Raw genomic sequence first — 21308 nt, forward strand, 5'->3', positions numbered from 1 at the left:
CACAACTACATGTTTTCCAAGCTTTCTATTTTCTTCAAAGCCTCCACATAAGCCATCAGTCTCTTCTTCTGCTCTTCTTTAAGGCCATGGTAGTCTTCAATCAGTTGAATGTCATAAGGTGTAAACCGACTCTCCGGGCTTGCCGCAACAATCTCTTCCTCGTCTTCAATTCCCTTTCCGGTAAGAAGCTGCTCCGGGGTAATCTGTAATACATTGCAGATTACCATAATCTTATCGGCTGTAGGATTGGTCTTTTTTTTCTTCCATTCGCTGATCGTACTGGTCGCAATACCAACCTGTTTTGCAAACTCAACCTGCGTCATATTTCTGTCTTTTAATACCTTTAATATTCTTTCACTGATAGTCATTCCATTTCCCCCTGTATTTCATTCTTATAAATTTCATTTTTGTGAATATATATTATACCATGGTAATCATATATTCAATATAAATATAAAAAAGTTCGAAAACAAAAGTTCTTCGAACTTTTTTATATCTGAATCTCAATCATTAAATTACCATTTTATAAGTTATAACTGATAAAATTATAAGTTCAATAATAAATATCAGATACCTTTTTTCTTTTTAGATTTTTTCATCGGCAATTCTTCCCACATACTCTCAACCAGTTCACACAAAAACTGCCGATCATCTACATTATCAACCAAAATCATTTCTTTAGCACCATTATAAGGCAGTTCCATCTCGGCATCTGGCATCAGCCTTAATGCCATCGGGACCGGCTTCACCAAAAGTCTGTCGTCATATATTCCACCAAAAATCCTTCCACGGTAATAAAGGATGTATGCGCCCATCATTGCCCTGCTGCTGAGTTCATCCAGTCCTGATAATTGTTCCATAACAAAATCCAAATACTCTTTTGTTGATGCCATATTATTTTCCTCCATACCCTTAGGCTCTCTTTATCGGATGCCTGATTACAGTCTTCAGCTTCTCCGGCGCTACCTTCCTCGCATCGCTCAGATAAATCTCGTGGTGCATTCTCCGATCCGTTATATCCAATGCGTATCCCTGTTCTTCCATAAACCTGTGCATTGCATCTACCGTAACAGGCTCATCGTCATACGCTCCGATATGCATACACTGTACACAAAGACCTTCCTCATAGGAAAAAAACTCAGCCTTAGAAAAATCCTGCTTTTTCTTTGCCGTAGCTTTCCTGACAGCCCAGTCGAAATCTTCCCTGGTAACAAAATCCGGCAGTCGAATAACAGAGATCCACTTAAAATCTTCCTTACGAGCATAATCAATTCCGGATACTCCATCTCGCCTGCCGGCTCGGTCGGTTCGCAGCATGGCGTCCCCTGGACGCCGCTCACCCTGCCACCAGAATCCCTCTAATGGCGGCACGACATAATCGAAATATCCATCAATCTGATGATCTTCCTTTTTGCTCATTTTAATCGTAAATGCAATTCCATACAGAAGTCCGATAGCCTGCTTGTATTCTCCGTCTGCATCATTTGGATTGCCGCTTCCCCTTACCGCTATATAGTTCATTTTCGGAACAGTTACGATAGACGATGTGCCTTTTGGCATATAAAATTCTTTATATTCCTTCTTGTAGTCAAAAGCCATATCCTTTACACCCCCTCTAAGTCCTTCTCTTCATAAGGCTTATTCCAGGAACCAATCTCTATCATATTTCCTTCCGGATCAGCAATATAGCAGGTTCTCTGTCCCCAAGGTTCAAGTTCCGGTTCAAGCACAGATGTTGCACCATTTTCCACAGCCTTCTTGTATGCCTCGTCCACCTCTTCAAAAGTATCAACATATAGCGCTATTTCAGAATGACCATTCAAACCCTTGATATACTCATATCGTCGGTTTGTTATCTTCTCAAAATCGTTCCGTCCATACAGTAAAAAAAGTGTTCCGTCTTTCACAAGATAAACATTGGAAGTGTTCTCTTCTTCCTTAATTTCAAATCCGAGAACATCCTTGTAAAAACGAATCATCTTTGCCATATCATCAACAAACAACCCCAAACCGTCTAATCTCATTTTCCTAATCCTCCATAGATTTTTAATATTTCCTCTGCATTCCTGCGAATAATGTCCCGCACTTCTTCCGGCTCAAGCACCTCTACTTTTGCTCCAAATGTCATAAGCCATGTCACAAGATTATCCATATCCGTATAGTCTGCTGAAAAGAGCAGCCTTCCATCGTCCGTTTCTGTAAAGCAGTTCGGTCCAAATTCTTCAACCAGCCGCCACTTCATATTCGGTGTGAAAAGAGCTTTTACCTTTATCCCACCCGGAAATATCTTCTCATTTGACAAATCCGGCATTGGTACTTCTCTGCGCAGAAATCCATGGTCTGTTTCAACAACACAATCCATACGGTTCAGTTTGAACAGCCTGTAATCTTTACGTTCTAAACACCACCCCCATACATACCAGCTCGACCACCGGAAAACCAGATAATATGGTTCTACCCTTCGGTTGCTCTCTCCGGACGGAGCATAATACTTAAATCGTATGATGCGCCTGTTTTCTATTGCACTCTGTATTACCTCGATCTTTGGAGCAAGAGAACCCTTATACCATGAAGATAAGTCAATCAGCATAGAGTCTCTTCCACTGATGAACTCTGATGATCCGGTCTGGATTTTCTCCATCAGCTGACTGTAGTACCTGCTTCCGCTCACACTGTCAAGACTCCGCAAACCCGCAAGAATCATCTGCATATCTTTGGAACTCAAAATCGTCCTGTCCATACGATATCCATCCATAATACTGATACCACCACCGGTACCCTGTGCAGTTTTTATAGGAATACCTGCTTTACAAAGGTCTTCAATATCCCGATTTATTGTCCTTCGAGATACCTCAAATCTTTCTGCCAGTTCAGGAGCCGTTGTCTTTTCTTCCTGCAGTAAGATTGACAATATACCGATAAGTCTATCTATTTTCATCGTTTCTCATACTCCATACCTATCATATCTAACTCAACATGACAACTATCTGTCATGTTTATTATACCTGTGAAAAATTCTTTGTAAACAAAAAGCCTGCGAAAGTCTGATTTTATTTCTAATGTTCGCAGGCTCAATCTCCTCTAGTGTGGTAAAATCAAAGTTCCTTTGATGAAGCACCACATAAGAAAACTCTTTCATCAGTAGTTCCATAATCCAACACTATAAATCGATCATGAAATATACCGCCTGTCTTTTTCATTGATATTTTTACTGCTGGATATTCTTTGCAAAAATCCGTAAATTCTATATTATGAAGTTTATTATTTCCAACATTATCACTGAATAAAATAATAGCTACTCCAGCCGGAGAATTCTTAAGGTGTACCAGCGTCCTTAAGCCAATATAATTGTCAACGACATATATTGACGACTTTGCCTGCTTATAAATGGACTCATAAACTTCATCCGCACTACTGAACTTTGCATTAAACATGAGCCACTTCTCGTCATCATCTGAAACAAAGCTGTTCATCATGTCAGCTAACTCAGATTTTGTCACAACATCCTTCAATCCTTCTGCAACATCTGAAATCTTTTTTTCCAAAGATGTCATATTTGTATAATCCTTGCTCTGTAAATACATGAGGATTATATCTGCTCTTACTGTTAAGATTTGCGGTCAAAAAATTTGACCGCAAATTTTCTACCTCGTCATCCGTAAGTTCAAACATAAAATCTTCATCAAATTTCTCAATATTATTTTTTACTTGTTGATTAAATGCTTTTGTAGTATAACCATATATTTCAGAAAGATCGGCATCTAAGATTACTCTTTGTCCTCGAATTTCATAAATTCTTTCTTTCAAATATTCTTCTGTAATATCAATCACTGCAATTTCTTCTTTCTTTTTATCTTCTGCCATAGAACTCCTCCATCCATTTTGCGGTCAAAAAAAAACGTCCGCAATTCTCATATGGCCATTTTACTGACATCAGTAAAATGGTCTATTCCTCTTTTTCCCTCAGTTTGTCATAATATGCTTTATACCTATAGATCGTCCTCTCACTGACATTGTTCCTCTTCGCAATTTCTACCATTGTCATGCCGCTCTCATACCCAACAACAAAATCATTATATATTGCCATCCACTTGGCGTTATGTTTCTGACGACCGCTTAACTTACGATTTCTGTAATACTCCAATTCCTCCCGAAGTTTTGCATTCTCTTTTTCCAACTCCTCAATTCTTTTTAATGCCTCTTCAATATTTATAACTTTATCCATCTTAATGTTCCTCCAATATGCCATTTTCATTTTGTCTATATCATATCAATCAAGCTTCTATATGTCAATTTGATTTTGTCATCAATTAATTCTAAGCATAAAAAAGGAACCGATCTCTCGATTCCTTCTCATTCCTATATTCTCTTTACTATTTCTTCCTCGTCAACAGGCACACCGTCTCACAGAACATATTTTATCGCAAGACTTTTAAAAATGGAATAGATTTTACCAAACGACAGTTTTCAAAAAACTTATCTGTCAAAAATTAATTTCTCCCACGGTTCATATCCTGCCATGTAGCCGAATTCTTCCTCCTTTCTGAATCCTTCAAGAAGTTTTTCTTTTACACCATCTAATATAGCTTCATCAATATCTCTGAACTTCATATGCTTATATAAACCGGACTTTCTAAAATCATACATAGTACCCACATTATCAAGAAGATGTTTTACCACCTTATATGTTCCCTCTACATCTTTCCCTGCACATACAATATCAAGCATTGGCGAATACTCATTATATTTTCCCATTTCCAATGTATGTGCAACTGCCTGTACCTTCCCTGACAAAAATCTCGCATAACCGATATCATTTTCCCGCAATGCCAGTCCCGCCATTGTGGAAAGAACAAAATTAAGCGTACTAAAGCCGGAAAAAATAATATTTTCATATTTTTCATATGCTTCTTTGATTTTTCCCTGCTTCTGGAGTAATCTTCCCTGATAATAACTTTTCATAGGATCGTATTCTGAAAAATAGTCCAGATATTTTTCTGCCTTGGTGTAATCCTTCTTACGTAAATAAAATCCAAATAAGGAATCTGCTGCATGATGCTGTATCTCTTCATTCTCATCATGTAGTGCCAGCTCATACCATGCGTTAATCTGCTTGTCATATTTTTCCTGATTCGTGCATTTATCCGTTATTCTTCTTGCATCAAGCATTACCGCAGTCTGCCAGATAAGCATATTACAATTCGGATATTCCTTTATAAGTCTCAATGCCCATTCATAAGTCTTTTCATAGCCTTCTTCTGAAAACATCCTGTCCATCTTCCTGATAATTTCTTCGATTTCAGTATCTGAAAGTTTTTCATGAAAAGAAAGTAATGTATCAAGTGAAATATCAAGCAGTCTTGCAATTGGTGCCAGCAGTTCAATATCCGGCTTGGAATTACTATTCTCCCATTTGTTTACAGCCGGTGTCGTCACGCCTAATCTGTTTGCCATCTCCTCCTGCGTCATACCAGCTTCTTTTCTGTATTTTTTTATAACAACGCCTATATCCATTTGCTTCATCTCCTAAAAAATTCAAAAGCTTTTGTATACTCAGCATATCAGATTCATATAGATTGCTCAATTGAACAGTGTTTAATTTCTATTCAATTTAATTAACCAGTAGGAAATGTTGCTAAAATACTGTTTAGATTTATCATACATACAAAATGGAAGTTATCTATTTCTCCTCTTCGTTAAGACCTAGTTCATTACATATTACTTGCTATCCCTGATACCTTATTCTTTCTACCAGCGTTTCCTTTTTCAGATTACTGCTTAAAACACAGGAAAGCACAATTTGTAGAATACCAACCAGAAGAATCATAACAAGAATCGGGATAAGAGGAACGTGATAAACGTTCATTCCAAAAATCCCATTATGCTTCGCATAGGAAAACAGTGCATAGCCAAGGGGCAGACCGGCAGCAAGTGCGACGCAGATGGTGCCAACCGTAAAAATCAAGCCCTGTATTTGTAAGCTCAGATTCAACTGCTTATTGGTCATGCCTACCGCTTGCAGCACACCGTATTCCTGCTTCTTCGTGGTGATATTGATGATCATGGTGTTTGCCAGATTCATAAACCCAATGAGACCGACAATTGCCATGAACAGATAGCAGCCAAGCTTCATCATACGGCTTGCGTATTCTGCAGATTGTAACTGTGCATGATAGGTATCCATTTTTATATGCAAAGTATTAGAAATCAAAGTATTCAGACTCTGTTCCACAGATGTAACATCTTTTTTATCACAGTCCACCCACAGATAGCCATAGGCTGTTCCCCTCGGATTCATGGAACGGTATACACCTTCCGGAATGACAAGATAAGTGTCCGCGCTTACAAAGGATCCTGCAATCTTTCCCTGATAGGTATAGGTTTCACTTCCATTCTCAAAGTCAAATACAATAGATTCACCCGGAGCATATCCATCTTGTTCCATCCACGCCGACCAGCCAAAGAAAATTTCACCATTCTTTACCGCCTGATCATAGTCCATAGAGCCAATATCCCCGTCTTGGCGCATAAAATCAAAATCATTTTTACTCACAATATCAGCCGGAAATCTTGTTCCGTTCAGATTTACAGAGACAATCTCTCTCGTCATGACATCTGTCACTCCTGGAATGCTTTTGATTTCTTCAATCATTGAATCATTCAATGGATCATCCGTCAGAATCGTATCCAGATTATTCTCCGGATATCTTTCATCATACTCAGCAGAATAGTCAAGCTGCAGTTCAAATTGTCCATGATTAACGGAAAGACGTGCTTCATGCTCCGTGTCAATATTTCCCACATAATTAGAGATAATCACAAACAATACGCAAGAAAAACCCATTGTGAGGATAGTACCAATAGTTCTTTTGGGATTACCCGTTACATTTGCCATTGCCATAGAAAACACGGTGACATTTTTTCTGCCATTTCGTTTTCCTTTTTTTTGTGTTTCTGCATTTTCTAAATACCGTGTTGCTTCGATAGGTGAAATCCGTGAAACAATTTTCATTGGTTTACGCAGTGCCAAAGCAACGGTAAGAAATGATACGAAAATACAGAGAAGCATAACAGGCAGGGAAAACAGAGGCACCTGATGGTTCTTGATTCCGGACGATACCAGATTTCCCTGCTCCACCAGCCAGTTGAAGCTGACTTTTGCAATCAGGAAACCAAACAGCAGACCCAGCGGTATCGAAGGAACCGCCAGAAGAATGCCCTCACGAAAGATCAACTGCTTCATCTGCTTTCTGGTTGCACCCAGCGCCTTGATTTTTCCGTACTCCTGAACCTTCTGGGCGATTCCGACCTGGAAGATATTATAAATGACCACAACGGAAAACAGCACGATTCCGAGGATCAGGGTTCCACAAACCACAATCATTTCATAGCTCGGCTGCAATACCCACTGCAGGTAGAGGTCATTGATGATCACGTTTTTCTGGTCAATGCCGCAGGAATCCGCGATTTCTTTTATAACAGGCGCAACATTATTCATAGATACATTTGCAGAATCGCTCAAGGTAAAATAGATATTATATTGCCTGTCACCCTCCGCAACACGCTCATTATAAAAATCCTGCGAACCGAATACAACATAGGAAGCCTCGATGGTATATTCATCCCGGTCATATAAAATCCCGCTGACAGTAAATTCCACCGGTGCGTATTCCGACTGCATGCCGGAACGGTACTCCAATGTTACGGTGTCTCCGACCTTTACATCATGGTATCCCATTTCACTAAAAAATGCTCTTCCTGCGGCAATTTCCTGCGCCTTTTCCGGATAGGTACCTTCCTTCAACACATATTCCTGATTATGGGGAAGCATTTTCCTGACCGTTTCATCCGCACTGACAAAGCCGCCATTTTCATTTCCTTTCAGGATGCCCTCCGTACACATGATGCCGATATCAGATATCTCAGCTCTGCGTTCCACTTCTTTTAATTGCGTACCATCTGCGGCGATAAACAGGCCGTAGTTGCTTCCATATGAGCCTGCCGCCTGACTTTTCTGTAAATGAATTACCCCATTTCCCACAGTACTGATGGTAACAAGCAGCATCGTGGTCAGACAGATTGCCATCATGATCAGTATACTTCTTGTCCTGTTCCTTTTGTCATTGCTATATGCAATCCTGCTTATTGTCTTCATCTGAAATCCACCACCTGTCCGTCCTCAATCACCAGAATACGGTCAGCGACCTGTGCAATTTCGTCATCATGGGTAATCATTACAATTGTCTGTCCATATTTTTTTGCTGTCATCTTAAGCAGAGCGATTACCTCATCACTGGTCTTAGAATCAAGATTGCCTGTCGGCTCATCTGCAAATATAATTTCCGGACGATTCACCAGTGCTCTTGCAATTGCTACTCTCTGCTGCTGTCCTCCGGATAACTGATTTGGCAGATTATAAATCCGGTTTTCAATCCCCAGAGTTGCAATAATATCATTTACATACACTTCATCCACTTTTCTTCCATCCAGCCCCAGTGGCAGTACAATATTTTCCCAGACATTAACAGATGAAACCAGATTAAATGCCTGAAAAACAAATCCGATTTTTCTTCTGCGGAAAACAGCAAGGGCATCTTCCTTCATCCTGTATAAATCTTTCCCTGCTAAAGTAACACTGCCTTTTGTCGGGGTGTCTAGCCCTCCAAGCATATGAAGTAATGTACTTTTACCGGAACCTGACTTTCCAACAATTGCGACAAATTCTCCCTGCTCAATCTGAATGTCCACCTGATTGACCGCTTTGACCTGATTCTCACCTGCGCCATAAAACTTACAAAGCTGCTTGGTTTCTAATATCACACTCATGTGTTGCCTCCTTTTCATCCTACATCCAAATTGTATCAGGACAATCTTTCATTTCACTTTCAAAAAACGAGCAGAATTCTTACAGAATTGTAAGATTTCTGCTCACTTAAAATTTAACCAACATATGGTAATTGAATCACAAACGTGCTTCCTTTTTTCTTTTTGCCGGAGGTTACCGTAATCGTACCTGCGTGTTTTTCGATAATTTCTCTCGATAGAAAAAGTCCGATTCCTGTACCACTCTTTTCCATGACCTCCTTGGAACTTCCTCTGTAAAATCGTTGAAAAATTTTGTGATACTCATTCTGCGGAATACCAATTCCCTGATCCTCAATTTCCATTCTTACAAGATCGTTTCTTTTTTGTAATCGGATAAATATTTTTGAACCACCCGGACTGTACTTGACCGCATTATCTAAAACGTTAATCACAGCTTCACCAAGCCATCTTTTATCCTGCATAACCATGCATGTTTCCAGCTCTTTTGCATAGTCAAAAACGAATTCAATTTCTTTCTCATCCGCTTTTGGATAAGTACAGTTCACAGCAGATATGACAGTATCCATAAGCGGAAGTTTTTTCTTATTAATCTGAATCAGTCCAGTTTCCATCTTGGATATTTCAAGAAGCGACTGCAATAATGTCTCCAGTCCATCCAGAGCACTCCGACAACGGATACGAAACTCCTCCTGTTCTGTGGCACTTAAGTCATTCTGCATCAGCACACTAAAACATGTATCCAAAGCTGCAACCGGTGTTTTTAACTGGTGAGAGATATCAGAAACCATTTCTTTTGTGCTCTCTTTTTCTTCCCGTGCTTCTTCCTTTAGCAGCTGAATATGATGTCCGATTGCTTCAAGCTGGTCATTCAATTTTTCCAGTTCAGCATGACTTTCCGTTTTCAGTAAATCATCAAATTTATTTTCACGGAATCTGATCAGAATTTCTTCCAACTGGTCTAAAATTTTCTGATGACACGCATCTTCTTTTTTCTTCCAATAAAGTAAAAAAGTCAATAAAAGCACACATATCACAGTGCTTACAGCACCGGTCACCATAATCTGATGCCGGAATTGCAAATAAAATGCATTCCCTTTATTACCCCAGTATCCATATTGCTCCAATAATTGCCTTCCTTGTTCGTTGGTTTCAATATCCTTATCCTTAAGCAATTCCGAAACAGCATCCAGCCCGGAAAATTCTTCCTTTGCAGCAATCTCTGTCATAAGATTCATTTTATATTTATAATCTTCATAAAACACATATGTGGTAAAGCAATTTAATATTGCAAACAATACTATGACAGGCAATACCAAGGAGAGCGCTACTGTGATCTTCTTGCGATATCTCTTTGTCACTGCCTTACCTCCTGATTCCATATATACCCAAGACCTCTTATATTCTTTATATAGACCGGTGCAGCCGGATTGTCTTCGATTTTCTCACGGAGTCTTCTGACATTAACAGCGATTGTATTTTCATCCACAAAATCCCCTTCCAGATCAAACACATTTTCCAATATTTGTGTTTTTGAAAGAATCTGTTTCGGATTCTGAAGAAAAAAAGTCAGCATTTTCAACTCCGTTTTTGTCAGACTGATTTCACGACTCTTTATCAGGACTTTCATTTCTCCTGCGATAAATACGATATCTCCCGAAATCATCTTGCCGGCTTCCGTTTTCTCCTGTCTGCGACGGAAATGTGCTTCTATTTTCAAAAGAAGTACCGAAAGACTAAACGGCTTTGTAATATAATCATCTGCCCCTGCTTCATATCCCATGACCTGATCCATCTCCTGATCTAGTGCTGTAAGACAAATAATGTATGTATTATAATTGCATCTCATCCACCTTACAAATTCCAGTCCATTCCCATCCGGAAGATTCACATCACAAATGATAACATCCACATTATGATCACTTGCAATTCTTTTCGCTTTTTTCACTGATTCTGCTGAAAAAACCTCATATCCGGATTTTTTCAGTGAAAATGTAATTCCACGATTTAAATTTTCATCATCTTCAACCACGAGTATACCTGGCATAGCATCTGCACCTGTCTTTATTAACTATTCAGCTTAAAATGCTTCAATGCCTCCACAATTGCACTCTCTTTATCTTCTGGACACCGCGGTTGCCTGCTATCTTCATTTTTAGGTAAATTAGGACTTGGAACAAGTTCCAAGTCTGTCGCGGCAGTCGTCGAATTGCCCTGCAAGCAGTCCATTCTCCTCGTTGCAACGCGCAAATTCTTTGCAACCTCAATTCCGCATTTTCTCTTTACCTGTGAGATGCCTTAGTCTCTGCAGATGTTATATCCACATCATCAAGTTCAATTGTTGACATTAATATAATCATCCGGCTTTTGTTTCAGTTGAGACAAAAGAACAACCGTCTCGACTGTTGTTTCAGTTTCCAAGGGAAGTTCTTTCACTTCCTCACCATCAACAGGCACAGGAAAATTGAATACGATCTTCTTTATCCAGCTTCCGTCTTTCCTTTTCTCCGGGAACATCTCAATTCGCTCGATAAAGGCCTTCATAAACTCCTTCTGCTCCGCTTCCGTTGCGGAATGGTAGACTTCATCAAATGCCAGCAACAAGCGATAGATATTGTCACCGGAAATCTTCTCCTGCTGGATGCTGCGGATCTGACTTTGCAATTCGCCAATCTGAACTTTGATTTCCTCTATGATATCATACTGCTCATCATAGCGGCGCTGCAAGTCCAAAATCTTTCTGTCATAGCGGACATCGTTGATGTCCAAGGTATCCATCTGCCGCTCCAAGTGGCTTTTCGTTCCAAAGGCTTGCTTTAGCCGCCCTTGTAGGACAGCAATCTGCTTTTCCATATCTTCTGTATCAACTGCTGTTCCGATTTTCGCCTGAATTGCTTCTACAAATCGTGGATTGTTGACCATAGCGGAGATGTCCTTTGCCACAAATTTGTTGATTTGAGAAGCTGAACTATCGGGAACAGACCCTGCTTGAGAAGCGTCTGGCAATCTGCATGACCTGTGGGCGTGTCGGTTCATGGAAAGAGCGTCCCACCTTTGAGGAACTGGCGGTTATGTTTGAGGGCAGTACAGCCAGCGGTGCAGAACGAGCCTACCGAAAAGCAGTGGACAAGCTGACGGAATTGTTGGTTGCCGAGGGCGCAATCCATGCAGTCCGGCTAAAACAGAAATCCAAAACCAGACGAAAAAATCATAACCACCGGCTGAGCCGGTGGTTTGTTCTGCCCCTATAAGGGGCTGTTACCGGCACTGGGTCTAAAGACCCGTTGAAAGCTCGCCAGCCGCAACATCATTTCTCTGCAGAGCCCTAAAGGGCTCATCTTATTTGCTTTGTTTTACTGGCTCACCCGTAAACGGGTCAATATACTCTTTTAGTGTCATTTGGTCGTATTCCAAATCCTCTTTTAATTGGTTCTGGATATACTCTTGGATCTTTTTCGCATTTTTTCCTACAGTATCTACATAATAACCAAAAATGCCGATTGCCATACTTATACTTCAGGTTTGCATGCCTTTCAAATATCATCAGTGTACTTTTTCCTTTTAGCTAACCTACAAAACTTGCTACACTGATGTTTGGCGGAATCTCTACAAGCATATGCACATGATCCGGACATATCTCTGCTTCCACTATATTGACTCCTTTTCTTTTACACAGCATGCTCAAAATATTTGCTATGTCCTGACGTAACGCTCCATATGCTACTTTTCTTCGGAACTTTGGCGCAAACACAATATGGTACTTACAATTCCATTTACTGTGTGATAAACTATTTACATCCACTTTGGATACCTCCTTTGATTAGTGCGGTTGGCGAACCAACACTATTATATCATTGGAGGTTTTTACTGTAAGCTAAAGCGATTGTTGTCCACCTGCATAGCAGGTGGTTTTTTTAAGGATTACCTTACAAGAAAATCGCCGCCGCAATCTACGAATACCAGGCAGACTGCGACGGCGAATGGGGTAAGATTTCATTTGATTTTGAAAGCAGCACAGCAGAGATCATCCATCTTGCCGATTGGGATACGATAAAAACCAACCGCTTTGCGAACAAGGCCGTAGCCTATCTTCTGAACTGTGAAAATGAGAAACTACCAAAGGATACAATGGTGGCATTTGAACCATAAAAAGAAAAACCGCTACAACATCCATCCCACTTTGGAATGAGAATTGCAGCGGTTTATTTGCTGGGAACTAATTATTCGATATTTGTGATTTCCCAATCATCATTTACCAGATGGGTAAATCCTTTGTTTTCTTCTTCATCTGGAATTGATGCTGTCCAGATGATTTCTCCGTTTTCACCCAGGGCAGTTATTGTTAATCCTCGCAGATCAGTGTAGCCATCGAGGTTTTCGAGCCAGATGCGTTCGCCTTTCTTGAGCAGAGAACCATCTGCATTTTCAAAGCCGCCACTGGAATTTGGCATTGAAAGCTTGATGCTCTTAACACCTTCAGAGCCAATGGTCAGATAAAACTTAGAAAGTTCATCCTCTATGGACGGGAACTGGATTTTCTGTCGTGCTTCTTCGGTAGCGAAGATCCACCACTTGCCATTCATAAAGAGTTCAATGGTTCCCTCAGTTGCCCCGTATTGATAACCATATCCTGTACCAAAATTGGATTGATCGTCAACGCTGGGCTGCTTATTTCCATCAACCTGGGATGTGATTTCTCCATCCATAACACCACATCTTGCTTCTATTTTGCTTTCATGGCCAGTATCAAGATACAGTGTCCCGTTCACCATAACCATAGGGATTAAGTCCCATGTTTCGGTTTCCTTTATAACCTTGATTCCATAAACATCCGCAATTCGTGCAGGATAAGTTTCAAGGATTTCACCAGAGTATTCAATTTCAATCACATCTCCGATTTCAGGTTCTGGTGATGGATGAGCATTTCTGATAGGTACTTCAATTCGGTCTGCACTATTCAGTTCCCAGCTACCTTCAACAGGCTTCACAAGATAATAACCATTATGATCTTCCAGAATTTCAGCTTGGAAAACCTGATGCGCTTCGTTGGAAAAACCTTCAATCTGAATACAATTATTCTTGAAAACCAATCGACCAGTTTCTACCAGTTCATCAGTATTATATTTCTTTTTATCTACATAGAGGTATCCGTCAGCTTCATTAAATCTGAGGGTAAAATCGAAATATCCTCGGTCAGACAGTTCATATCTTGCTCCGTTTGCATAGTCATAGATGGTGACACGGTTATCAACCATGCCAGCTCCCCAACTGATTGTAGAACACAACTCAGGCAAGCCGTCGCCGGTGAGGTCGCAGAAATAGTCGTTCCAGATGGGCATCCCGGTATACAACGAAGTGATTTCGTTACCCGTAACAGCCATCATTTCTCCATAAGTCCAACGGAAAGTCACATCCGGGAACTCTGGAAGATTAATCTCATGGCGACCACCCCACTGCATCTCATCTGGTGTTTCAAGATAGTCAAACCATTTTGTAACAGACGGTACAGGTTCAGCAACTGCGACATCTCCTCCCACACAGATTCTACTCAAATAATCTTGGAACTCTCCGTCGGATACAACATACCGTTCTCCGTTCCACTCTATATCCACCATACCATTGTTGGAGAAAGAATAACCGTTTATCCGGATATATGTGCCATCCTTCAGGAGTGCACTGATTTGATATCCCGGTGTGAATCCACCATATTCATCGCTCTTCTTCGTGTTCTTGACCCTGGCCAGTCGAGAACTCAACTCACTAATCTGTGCGGGATTCATTTCAATAGCAACCGTGTCATCCGCATTTCGCATATCAAAATAATTTGCGGAAACGATGGTGTGTGTTGCTTCATCGAATTGGAATCCCATCGGGTTGGTCAAAAAACAGACCGCAACGATCACACAGGCAATGACTGCCAGAATAATAATCCAGAACGCAGGTTTCTTATAATTCATCACAGACTTCACACGATCTTTAACACCAACTTCACCAAAGGCGAGTGGGCAGGCCGCAATCATGCGACGGTTGACGCTGCAGACCACAAGTGCCTGAGTGTAATCGGCTCTCTGCTCGTTGCCAAGTTCCTTGATGACTTTTTCATCACAGGCAAGCTCAATGTCACGGCACAACAGAACATAAGCCAGCCACATCAGAGGATTGAACCAATAGATCGTCAGCAAGAGAAACCCCAGGGGTTTCCACCAATGGTCTTTACGACGAATGTGCGCCTGCTCATGGGCAACAACGTGTTCCAGATCCTGTTCGTTCATGCTGAACGGAAGATAGATTCTCGGATTGATAATACCAAGCACAAACGGAGAGCTTACATTCTCGCTCTGGAAAATGTTGTCCTTGTAGTGAACAGCAGTATCAATTTCTCGATGCAGACGTCGATAGCTGATAATAGTATAGGCGACTAAAAGCAGAATACCAATAATCCAAACAATGGTAAGGATAGTCATAATGTTATTACCATTGTTTGCAGGTACCGTAACACCTTCAAAATATCTATCTCCAAGATAGTCATTTATCCGGTTATCAACGGGGCTAATACCGGTCTGAATATCAAAACTTGGCCCGGAGATTACTTTCTCAGGAAATGTTTCAGCACTCGGAATTAGGCTCAATGCGCTCTCAAAAGAAAACGGGCAGATCAGTCTGACAGCCACGATACCCCAAAGCAGAACATTGACCCACTTGGGAGCTTTCTTCAAAACAAGCCTGAGTATCAGCACAGCCAGGATAAGCCAGCTTGCCGATATGCTCATGTTGATGATTTTCAAAAAGAGTTCGCTCATTGTGAACCTCCTTTCCTGATGCAGTCAATCATACGCTGCACTTCATCGAGTTCATCTTCGGACATAACCTGATGCTTTGTAAAAGCAGCGATAAAGGCAGGCAGAGAACCTTCGAATTTCTTCTCAACCAGTTCGTCGATCTCACACGCCTGGGCATCATCTTTGGAAACGAGAGAAGTAACAGTGCCATTGTCGTTCTTCAGCACACCACGCTCTCCAAGACGCTTGATAACGGTATAAGTCGTAGTCCTTTTCCATCCGAGTTGGTCCTGGCACAGTTTTACAAGCTCGACAGCAGTAACCGGCTCATGCTCCCACATAATCAAACAAAAACGATATTCACTTTCGTGGATCTTCGGAATTTCCATATTCATAGCCTCCTTGTCTACACGGTTAGACTTCATGAGCAGTCTACCACATTAGACAATCAAAATCAATAGAGTTCATAGAAAAGATACAAAAAATTGCCCGCAGAATTTCTCCCACGGGCAATTGTAAGCATCAATGTATTATTGAACAGTAGATTTCATTACGAGATCAGTGTTTTTATCCACTCAATTAAATTTTTGATCTCATTTATAACATCACCATTTTTAATACTGTACAATGCAACGAACAAAGACAGAATAGTTACGATCATCATGATCCACTGCAGTTTTATGTTTGATTCACTGCTTCTGTATTCAGCCGCATCATTCAATAGCTTTAGGATATTATCAATTTGCACTTTTGTTTCTTTGATTCTTTTAGATATACCTTCAAGACTCCTTGACGATCTTTTCCTGATTTGATATCGTCCATCATCTGATTAAAAGCAATTCTTCCTTCAATGGATTTACCGGATTTTCCTGCGTCTTCATACTCGCCGGCTATTTCATATTCATTATAGTCACAATATGCTTTCATTTTGGTTTTCTGTGCTTCCAGTGAATAACCATCTATCTGCATAGCTGTTGAGACACGAGTGTAGAGATACACTTTTATCTTCTCTTTAGACATTCTTTTCACCTCATAACATCAATCTTGCAGTCGAAAAATCGGCCGCAAGTTATATCTGTTTATCTGGCAACGTGAGTAATCTATCTATTACCGGATGAATAATTGCGGTTTCTGTAATCTGATTGATGGCACAAAGTTTCTTCCCTGCATCCTTACTGGATGCTCCACAATGATAAACCAGTTCTGTCTTTTCCCCATAATCAAGTATAATTAACCTGTCGTGACAATCAGGATTCGGCTTAATCCGAATCGTTGGATATTCATTTTGAAAATCCGTCACTAAAGAGTTCGTAAGAAATCCTCTCCCACCTTTTCCATTCTCTGTGAATAAAACAACTTCCACGCCATCTGCTTTCTGTGAAAGGTGTTGTAATGATTTTGCATTCATATAATCATCCACAACATAGATTGATTTCTTTGCTTGCTGATAGATTTCTATGTAAGCAATGTCGGCTTCTAACTTCTGACCTTTATAAATCACAAAATTCTTGACATCTTTTTCCGAAATAAAATTCTCACTTAGCTGTTCAACATTCTTTTGAATCAAATTAACCTTTTGGTCTGTTTGTTTCTGTTTATCTATTAACCCAGTTGTCTGCACTGATATTTCAGTAACTTTAGATGATAGTAACTCCATTTCAGATCTTGTTACAAATTGCTGGTTCTGTTTAATATAATGTCGCATTTCTCTAAAGGTACGCATAATAAAAATGCTTTGCTGCTCTGCTAATTCTCCGCGAAGTACTGTAGCAAGCATATAGATTCCTTGCTCTGTAAACGCAAAAGGCATCTTTTTAATATTGGATCCCTGTCTATTACTCTTTTCGTTCAAAGTCGCAAATTGCGACTTTGAAAATCCCTCCGGTATTTCTTCTCTATTTAGTTGAAACATGAAATCCTCTGGAAATCTACTAATGTTCCGCTTCACCTGCTCATTTAATCGTTTGACTTCATATCCATAGATTTCTGCTAAATCTTTATCCAGCATTACCTGCTGTCCGCGAATTATATACACTTTACTACGAATATCATCTGTAGTAATCAATTCCTTTGTATCTTCCATTTTTCCTCCTACCAAACCGGTTATTAGTTCCGTCAGATTGATTTTTCAATTCCATTTCATGAAGTCACAAATTGTGACTTCATGGATTTTTGATTCAAGGTGCAGTTAATTCACCTTGAACGTTAACGCAACTTGAGATTAATCAATCCTCCACAATACTCTCCATCTGTTCCAACTTCTGCAAGGCCTTTATATACGCCATCAGTCGTTTATACTGCTCATCACCTAGACTATGTATCTGTTTTAAAATCTTAATATCCGCCCTAGTGACTTCATAATCCATATCTGCATCTTTATATTCCGGGTCAATTCCCTTCCCCGTTAAAAGCTGTTCAGGAGTAATATCTAATGCATCACATATTGAAAGCAAACAATCCGCTTTTGGATTTGTCTTTTTCTTTTTCCAGTCACTGATGTTACTCGTTGCAATTCCAGTTCTTCTTGAGAGTTCCAACTGCGTTATGTTCTTCTGCTCCATCACATAAAAAATTCTTTCACTGATAATCATGATTTTTCCTCCACCAACATTTCATGTGCATCCGTATTTTGCGATTTTAATATCCGTCTTTACGGTTATAATATCATGCGACAGCTTTTCTTTCAATAGAGATTTTTGTATTTCTGAATTTTACTATATTCTTCGGTTTATAAAATTCAACATACAGCTGTTTAATTCTTTTCATGAGAAGATATTATTAGTTTTATTAGGCTTTGATTTCTACAGTTCTAAATACGTAAGAATCAAAACTCTGTGGGTGCATAAATCAAAATTCCTAGATGTGATTTTCACTCCTCTTCTTTTTTGATTTTTACCTGTGTGAATATCCCTCAAAATACTTTTTTAAGATACAACTTGTTAGGCTTACCCGGTCCTTGCCTCTTTCGTTCAAGTACTCCCGCCTTCTCCAGCTCATCCAATAGTTTGCAGGCTTTTTGAGTGCCACAATTCAAATCCTTGCAAACTCTTTTTACCGAATAATAGATAAACACCCTTCCTTTGTCATCAATCCATCCATTTTTTATTGACAGGGAAACACGGTCTAAAAAGAATGCATATAATAGCTTTGCATCTGCTGATAACTCCGCAAAGTACACATTATTCACCAAGCATTTTGGTAATCTGAAAAAAGTAAACAATTCTCCATAACCTCAATCCTTCCTTCTTTACATTTTGTAAATATGCAACGCTTTCTCAATTTGAACACCGGCTTTCCCAAATCATTCTCCAAATACTATTTCACAAATTGGGCAAGCAGTGCACCGGTATATACCCGGCGCATTTTTGCTTGTTGGGGAATGCCCCAATCCCCTCGAACTGCTGATAAACCGCAGAGCCACGCTAACGCTTTTTATCAATTCACTTTCTCTTTTTTGAATCTTCCTCATATAGATGAATAACTGCTTCAAGTGCCTTTTTCAGAAGTTCTGTTTGCTCATTATTCATCATTTTTATTTCTGCAATATCCTCTTCATACAGCTTCCCCGTTTCATTTGCTTTCTTAGCATACTGATTGAGATTATTACTAATCCTTGCATGTAAAGATATTACCCGGTTCAAATCAGGCCATTCAGGGATTATTACATACCCGTTTATCGCCATCTTCCTGATATACGCACTCATATTTTGAACTCCGGCTTCCTTCATCCGATCATGCAGTATTTCCACCTCCTCCGGTTTAAATTTCACATAAATACCTTTTGAATACTCTTTCACTTTGCATTTCCTCCACTCTTTTTACTTTGTTTTTTAGAAATCACTCTATCAGGGCATTTAATGACTTTCTAAAAATAGGCAACAAAAAAGCAACCGATGTTACTCGATTGCCATGCTGCCACTTTTACAAGATTATATACGCTCAAAAATTTGTTAATATTGCACAAACAGTTTTGTGAATAATTCTGTCCATTTTCCATTACAAAATGATAATTGACTTTTTAGAAATAGTTGTTCTCAGATTTTCTACAAAATTAGAAAAAGCCCAAACCACAAGGGTTTGAGCTCCATTTGTACATTTGTATTTTCTGCTTTTGGGTATAAAATCTCCGCTATTAATATAGAATATTTGTTCGATTTTGTCAAGTCTTACGTGCAATTTTTCTCTTTCTTCTTCGGCAATTCTTCCCACATGCTCTCAACCAATTCACACAGAAACTGCCGATTATCCACATCATCAACCAGAATCATTTTTTTCGCACCATCATATAGCGGTTCCATCTCAGCATCCGGCATCATTTTCACCGCCACCGGAACCGGCTTTACCAAAAGTCTGTCAATGCGCACTAACACCTTGCTCCGCATTAACATTCTCAGACATTGTATCGACTTTATCGATTTAATCCAAACATACTTTCTGCCAAAGCAAATGTCTCATCAATACTACGGTTTTCGTCTCTTGTTATTACATTAAATCCAGATTTTTGAAACATCATATATCTTTCCTGTGAATTAACTCTTTTCAGACATTCTCTGAAATTTATCATAGCATCCTCTGGATTATCTTCTTTCAATAACAACTGATATAAAAACTGTTTTTCCTTATCTGGTCTTTCAAAAAATCTCTGCACAGAAATATTCGGATCTGCTAACATAATCAAAACATGATTTTCATCTGAAATTTCATGTAAAATTTCAACCGAAATATTAGTATCTACAAATATTTTTTTCTTTGTTCTGGAAACTAAATCCTTTAAAATTTCAATTTCTAAGACAGTACATTCTTTCGTAACTCCATTTACCCACGCCTCATATTCATCTGGAGTTCTTCTGACAAATTCACCCCAATCCTGTAAATCTCTTGTGTAAGTAAGATTAGGAAACTCCTTGGTATCCAAATTTTCTAAAAGTCTATCCTGATAATTTTCTTCGCAGGCGATTCCGTCATATTTTTCTGCCAGAAGTTTTACCATTGTGGATTTTCCAGCATATGCTGTCCCATTAATAAAATAAACATTTTCAAACTTCACGACTATCTTACCACACTCCAATCTATCTTATAGACTCAATTATCATATCAATAACAGCACCAACAGCTCTTTTAATATCATTGCCTTCCCATCCAAGTTTCCAATCATTCTCTGAATACACATCAGAAACAACATATATACCTGTTGCCACACATTTTCTATAATTAGCTATTGTAAACAAACCAACACCTTCCATTTCAACGCAAAGTGCTCCTTTTGTTTCTTCACTTTCCGGCCAGATTTTTAAGACAGCATTATCTAGCGAATATTCTTTTCCGCCGACAATTGCCTGAATATTCTCAGGAAACTCCAGTTGTCTCATTTCTCCTATACTATGCTATATGTAAAGACTTAATCAAAAAATCTACGACACTCTTTTGATATTGATCTTTTATGATATTTTCTTTGCTTTCTTCAATACTTCCATCAACAAAATATTTGCCGTTTTCTTTATTGATTGATAATGAATCAAGAGGCCATCCTTCAAATCTTTTTGATGAAGCTTTATCAATCATATAGAATAATCCGTTCCTTAGGTTCTTCTATAACTTCGATATCTCTTAAAGTAATAAATTCAATATCATACCCTTTTAACAAATCCGAAAATCTTTTTACCTTTGATGGATTTGTTGTTCCTAATAAAACCCTCATATCGTCAT

25 protein-coding genes and 2 pseudogenes are annotated in these 21308 nt (G+C 39.4%); 1 reads left to right on the forward strand and 26 read right to left on the reverse strand.

Annotation, left to right across the window (positions count from 1 at the left end):
- Positions 1-5 precede the first annotated feature (5 nt).
- The 14 genes from DW835_RS07525 to DW835_RS18705 all read right to left on the reverse strand — a co-directional run bounded on the left by DW835_RS07525 (position 6) and on the right by DW835_RS18705 (position 11766).
- Complete coding sequence (locus DW835_RS07525; protein ID WP_118668368.1) at positions 6-368, reverse strand: helix-turn-helix domain-containing protein; 363 nt, start codon at positions 366-368, stop codon at positions 6-8.
- 198 nt (positions 369-566) lie between these two features.
- Positions 567-893, reverse strand: a complete 327-nt coding sequence (locus DW835_RS07530; protein ID WP_118668442.1) for a TfoX/Sxy family protein — start codon at positions 891-893, stop codon at positions 567-569.
- Positions 894-912: 19 nt separating this feature from the next.
- Entirely contained in the window at positions 913-1599 is a 687-nt protein-coding gene (locus DW835_RS07535) for a GyrI-like domain-containing protein (protein WP_118668369.1), read from the reverse strand.
- A gap of 5 nt (positions 1600-1604) precedes the next feature.
- A complete protein-coding gene (locus DW835_RS07540) occupies positions 1605-2024 on the reverse strand; it encodes a VOC family protein (protein ID WP_117466766.1) in 420 nt (139 codons plus the stop codon).
- Complete coding sequence (locus DW835_RS07545) at positions 2021-2938, reverse strand: YafY family protein (protein ID WP_118668370.1); 918 nt, start codon at positions 2936-2938, stop codon at positions 2021-2023. Before DW835_RS07545 ends, DW835_RS07540 begins: the two co-directional genes overlap by 4 nt.
- Positions 2939-3095: 157 nt before the next feature.
- Positions 3096-3545 carry a hypothetical protein gene (locus DW835_RS18695; RefSeq protein ID WP_347559359.1) on the reverse strand — a complete coding sequence of 150 codons (450 nt, stop codon included), beginning with the start codon at positions 3543-3545 and terminating at the stop codon, positions 3096-3098.
- Positions 3487-3864 (reverse strand): ORF6N domain-containing protein, encoded by a 378-nt coding sequence (locus DW835_RS18700; protein WP_243028693.1) that lies wholly within the window; start codon positions 3862-3864, stop codon positions 3487-3489. The genes DW835_RS18695 and DW835_RS18700 overlap by 59 nt, the downstream gene beginning before the upstream one ends.
- Positions 3865-3946: 82 nt before the next feature.
- A complete protein-coding gene (locus DW835_RS07555) occupies positions 3947-4225 on the reverse strand; it encodes a helix-turn-helix domain-containing protein (protein ID WP_117466830.1) in 279 nt (92 codons plus the stop codon).
- A 251-nt stretch (positions 4226-4476) separates the two neighbouring features.
- Positions 4477-5514, reverse strand: a complete 1038-nt coding sequence (locus tag DW835_RS07560; RefSeq protein ID WP_118501534.1) for a helix-turn-helix transcriptional regulator — start codon at positions 5512-5514, stop codon at positions 4477-4479.
- 211 nt (positions 5515-5725) lie between these two features.
- A complete protein-coding gene (locus DW835_RS07565) occupies positions 5726-8155 on the reverse strand; it encodes an ABC transporter permease (RefSeq protein WP_118668371.1) in 2430 nt (809 codons plus the stop codon).
- A complete protein-coding gene (locus DW835_RS07570) occupies positions 8152-8826 on the reverse strand; it encodes an ABC transporter ATP-binding protein (RefSeq protein WP_117915037.1) in 675 nt (224 codons plus the stop codon). The genes DW835_RS07565 and DW835_RS07570 overlap by 4 nt, the downstream gene beginning before the upstream one ends.
- Positions 8827-8939: 113 nt before the next feature.
- Positions 8940-10205 carry a HAMP domain-containing sensor histidine kinase gene (locus DW835_RS07575; protein ID WP_118668372.1) on the reverse strand — a complete coding sequence of 422 codons (1266 nt, stop codon included), beginning with the start codon at positions 10203-10205 and terminating at the stop codon, positions 8940-8942.
- On the reverse strand, positions 10181-10870 hold the full coding sequence (locus DW835_RS07580; protein WP_118668373.1) for a response regulator transcription factor: 690 nt from the start codon (positions 10868-10870) through the stop codon (positions 10181-10183). Before DW835_RS07580 ends, DW835_RS07575 begins: the two co-directional genes overlap by 25 nt.
- Positions 10871-11157: 287 nt before the next feature.
- Positions 11158-11766, reverse strand: coding sequence for a hypothetical protein (locus tag DW835_RS18705; RefSeq protein WP_347559360.1), 609 nt, complete (start codon positions 11764-11766; stop codon positions 11158-11160).
- 11 nt (positions 11767-11777) lie between these two features.
- Here DW835_RS18705 and DW835_RS07595 point away from each other — a divergent pair.
- A pseudogene (locus DW835_RS07595) lies at positions 11778-12029 on the forward strand (hypothetical protein); the annotation flags it as partial.
- A gap of 133 nt (positions 12030-12162) precedes the next feature.
- Here the strand turns inward: DW835_RS07595 and tnpA are convergent.
- The 12 genes and pseudogenes from tnpA to DW835_RS17950 form a co-directional block, all read right to left on the reverse strand.
- Positions 12163-12625: pseudogene (tnpA, locus tag DW835_RS07600) on the reverse strand (IS200/IS605 family transposase).
- Between the two features lie 418 nt (positions 12626-13043).
- Complete coding sequence (locus tag DW835_RS07610) at positions 13044-15623, reverse strand: M56 family metallopeptidase (RefSeq protein ID WP_118668374.1); 2580 nt, start codon at positions 15621-15623, stop codon at positions 13044-13046.
- Positions 15620-15991: a BlaI/MecI/CopY family transcriptional regulator gene (locus DW835_RS07615; RefSeq protein WP_118668375.1), complete on the reverse strand. Its 372-nt coding sequence runs from the start codon at positions 15989-15991 to the stop codon at positions 15620-15622. The genes DW835_RS07610 and DW835_RS07615 overlap by 4 nt, the downstream gene beginning before the upstream one ends.
- A gap of 337 nt (positions 15992-16328) precedes the next feature.
- Entirely contained in the window at positions 16329-16622 is a 294-nt protein-coding gene (locus tag DW835_RS07625) for a recombinase family protein (RefSeq protein WP_347559361.1), read from the reverse strand.
- A gap of 49 nt (positions 16623-16671) precedes the next feature.
- Positions 16672-17685, reverse strand: a complete 1014-nt coding sequence (locus tag DW835_RS07630; protein WP_118668377.1) for an ORF6N domain-containing protein — start codon at positions 17683-17685, stop codon at positions 16672-16674.
- Between the two features lie 142 nt (positions 17686-17827).
- The gene (locus DW835_RS07635) at positions 17828-18193 is read right to left on the reverse strand and encodes a helix-turn-helix domain-containing protein (protein ID WP_118668378.1); all 366 of its coding nucleotides are present in this window, start codon (positions 18191-18193) and stop codon (positions 17828-17830) included.
- Positions 18194-19042: 849 nt separating this feature from the next.
- Positions 19043-19399 (reverse strand): plasmid mobilization relaxosome protein MobC, encoded by a 357-nt coding sequence (gene mobC, locus DW835_RS07645; RefSeq protein WP_118668380.1) that lies wholly within the window; start codon positions 19397-19399, stop codon positions 19043-19045.
- A gap of 369 nt (positions 19400-19768) precedes the next feature.
- Positions 19769-19990, reverse strand: coding sequence for a transcriptional regulator (locus DW835_RS07650; RefSeq protein WP_243037089.1), 222 nt, complete (start codon positions 19988-19990; stop codon positions 19769-19771).
- Positions 19991-20010: 20 nt separating this feature from the next.
- Complete coding sequence (locus DW835_RS07655; protein WP_147353713.1) at positions 20011-20649, reverse strand: hypothetical protein; 639 nt, start codon at positions 20647-20649, stop codon at positions 20011-20013.
- Positions 20650-20671: 22 nt separating this feature from the next.
- On the reverse strand, positions 20672-20971 hold the full coding sequence (locus tag DW835_RS07660) for a hypothetical protein (protein WP_118668381.1): 300 nt from the start codon (positions 20969-20971) through the stop codon (positions 20672-20674).
- A 10-nt stretch (positions 20972-20981) separates the two neighbouring features.
- Positions 20982-21164 carry a hypothetical protein gene (locus tag DW835_RS07665; RefSeq protein ID WP_118668382.1) on the reverse strand — a complete coding sequence of 61 codons (183 nt, stop codon included), beginning with the start codon at positions 21162-21164 and terminating at the stop codon, positions 20982-20984.
- Positions 21157-21300 (reverse strand): hypothetical protein, encoded by a 144-nt coding sequence (locus DW835_RS17950; RefSeq protein ID WP_182430274.1) that lies wholly within the window; start codon positions 21298-21300, stop codon positions 21157-21159. The genes DW835_RS07665 and DW835_RS17950 overlap by 8 nt, the downstream gene beginning before the upstream one ends.
- Between the last annotated feature and the right edge of the window lie 8 nt (positions 21301-21308).

It is taken from the genome of Clostridium sp. AM34-9AC (assembly GCF_003480225.1).
In the GTDB taxonomy this organism is placed as follows: Bacteria; Bacillota; Clostridia; order Lachnospirales; family Lachnospiraceae; genus Acetatifactor; species Acetatifactor acetigignens.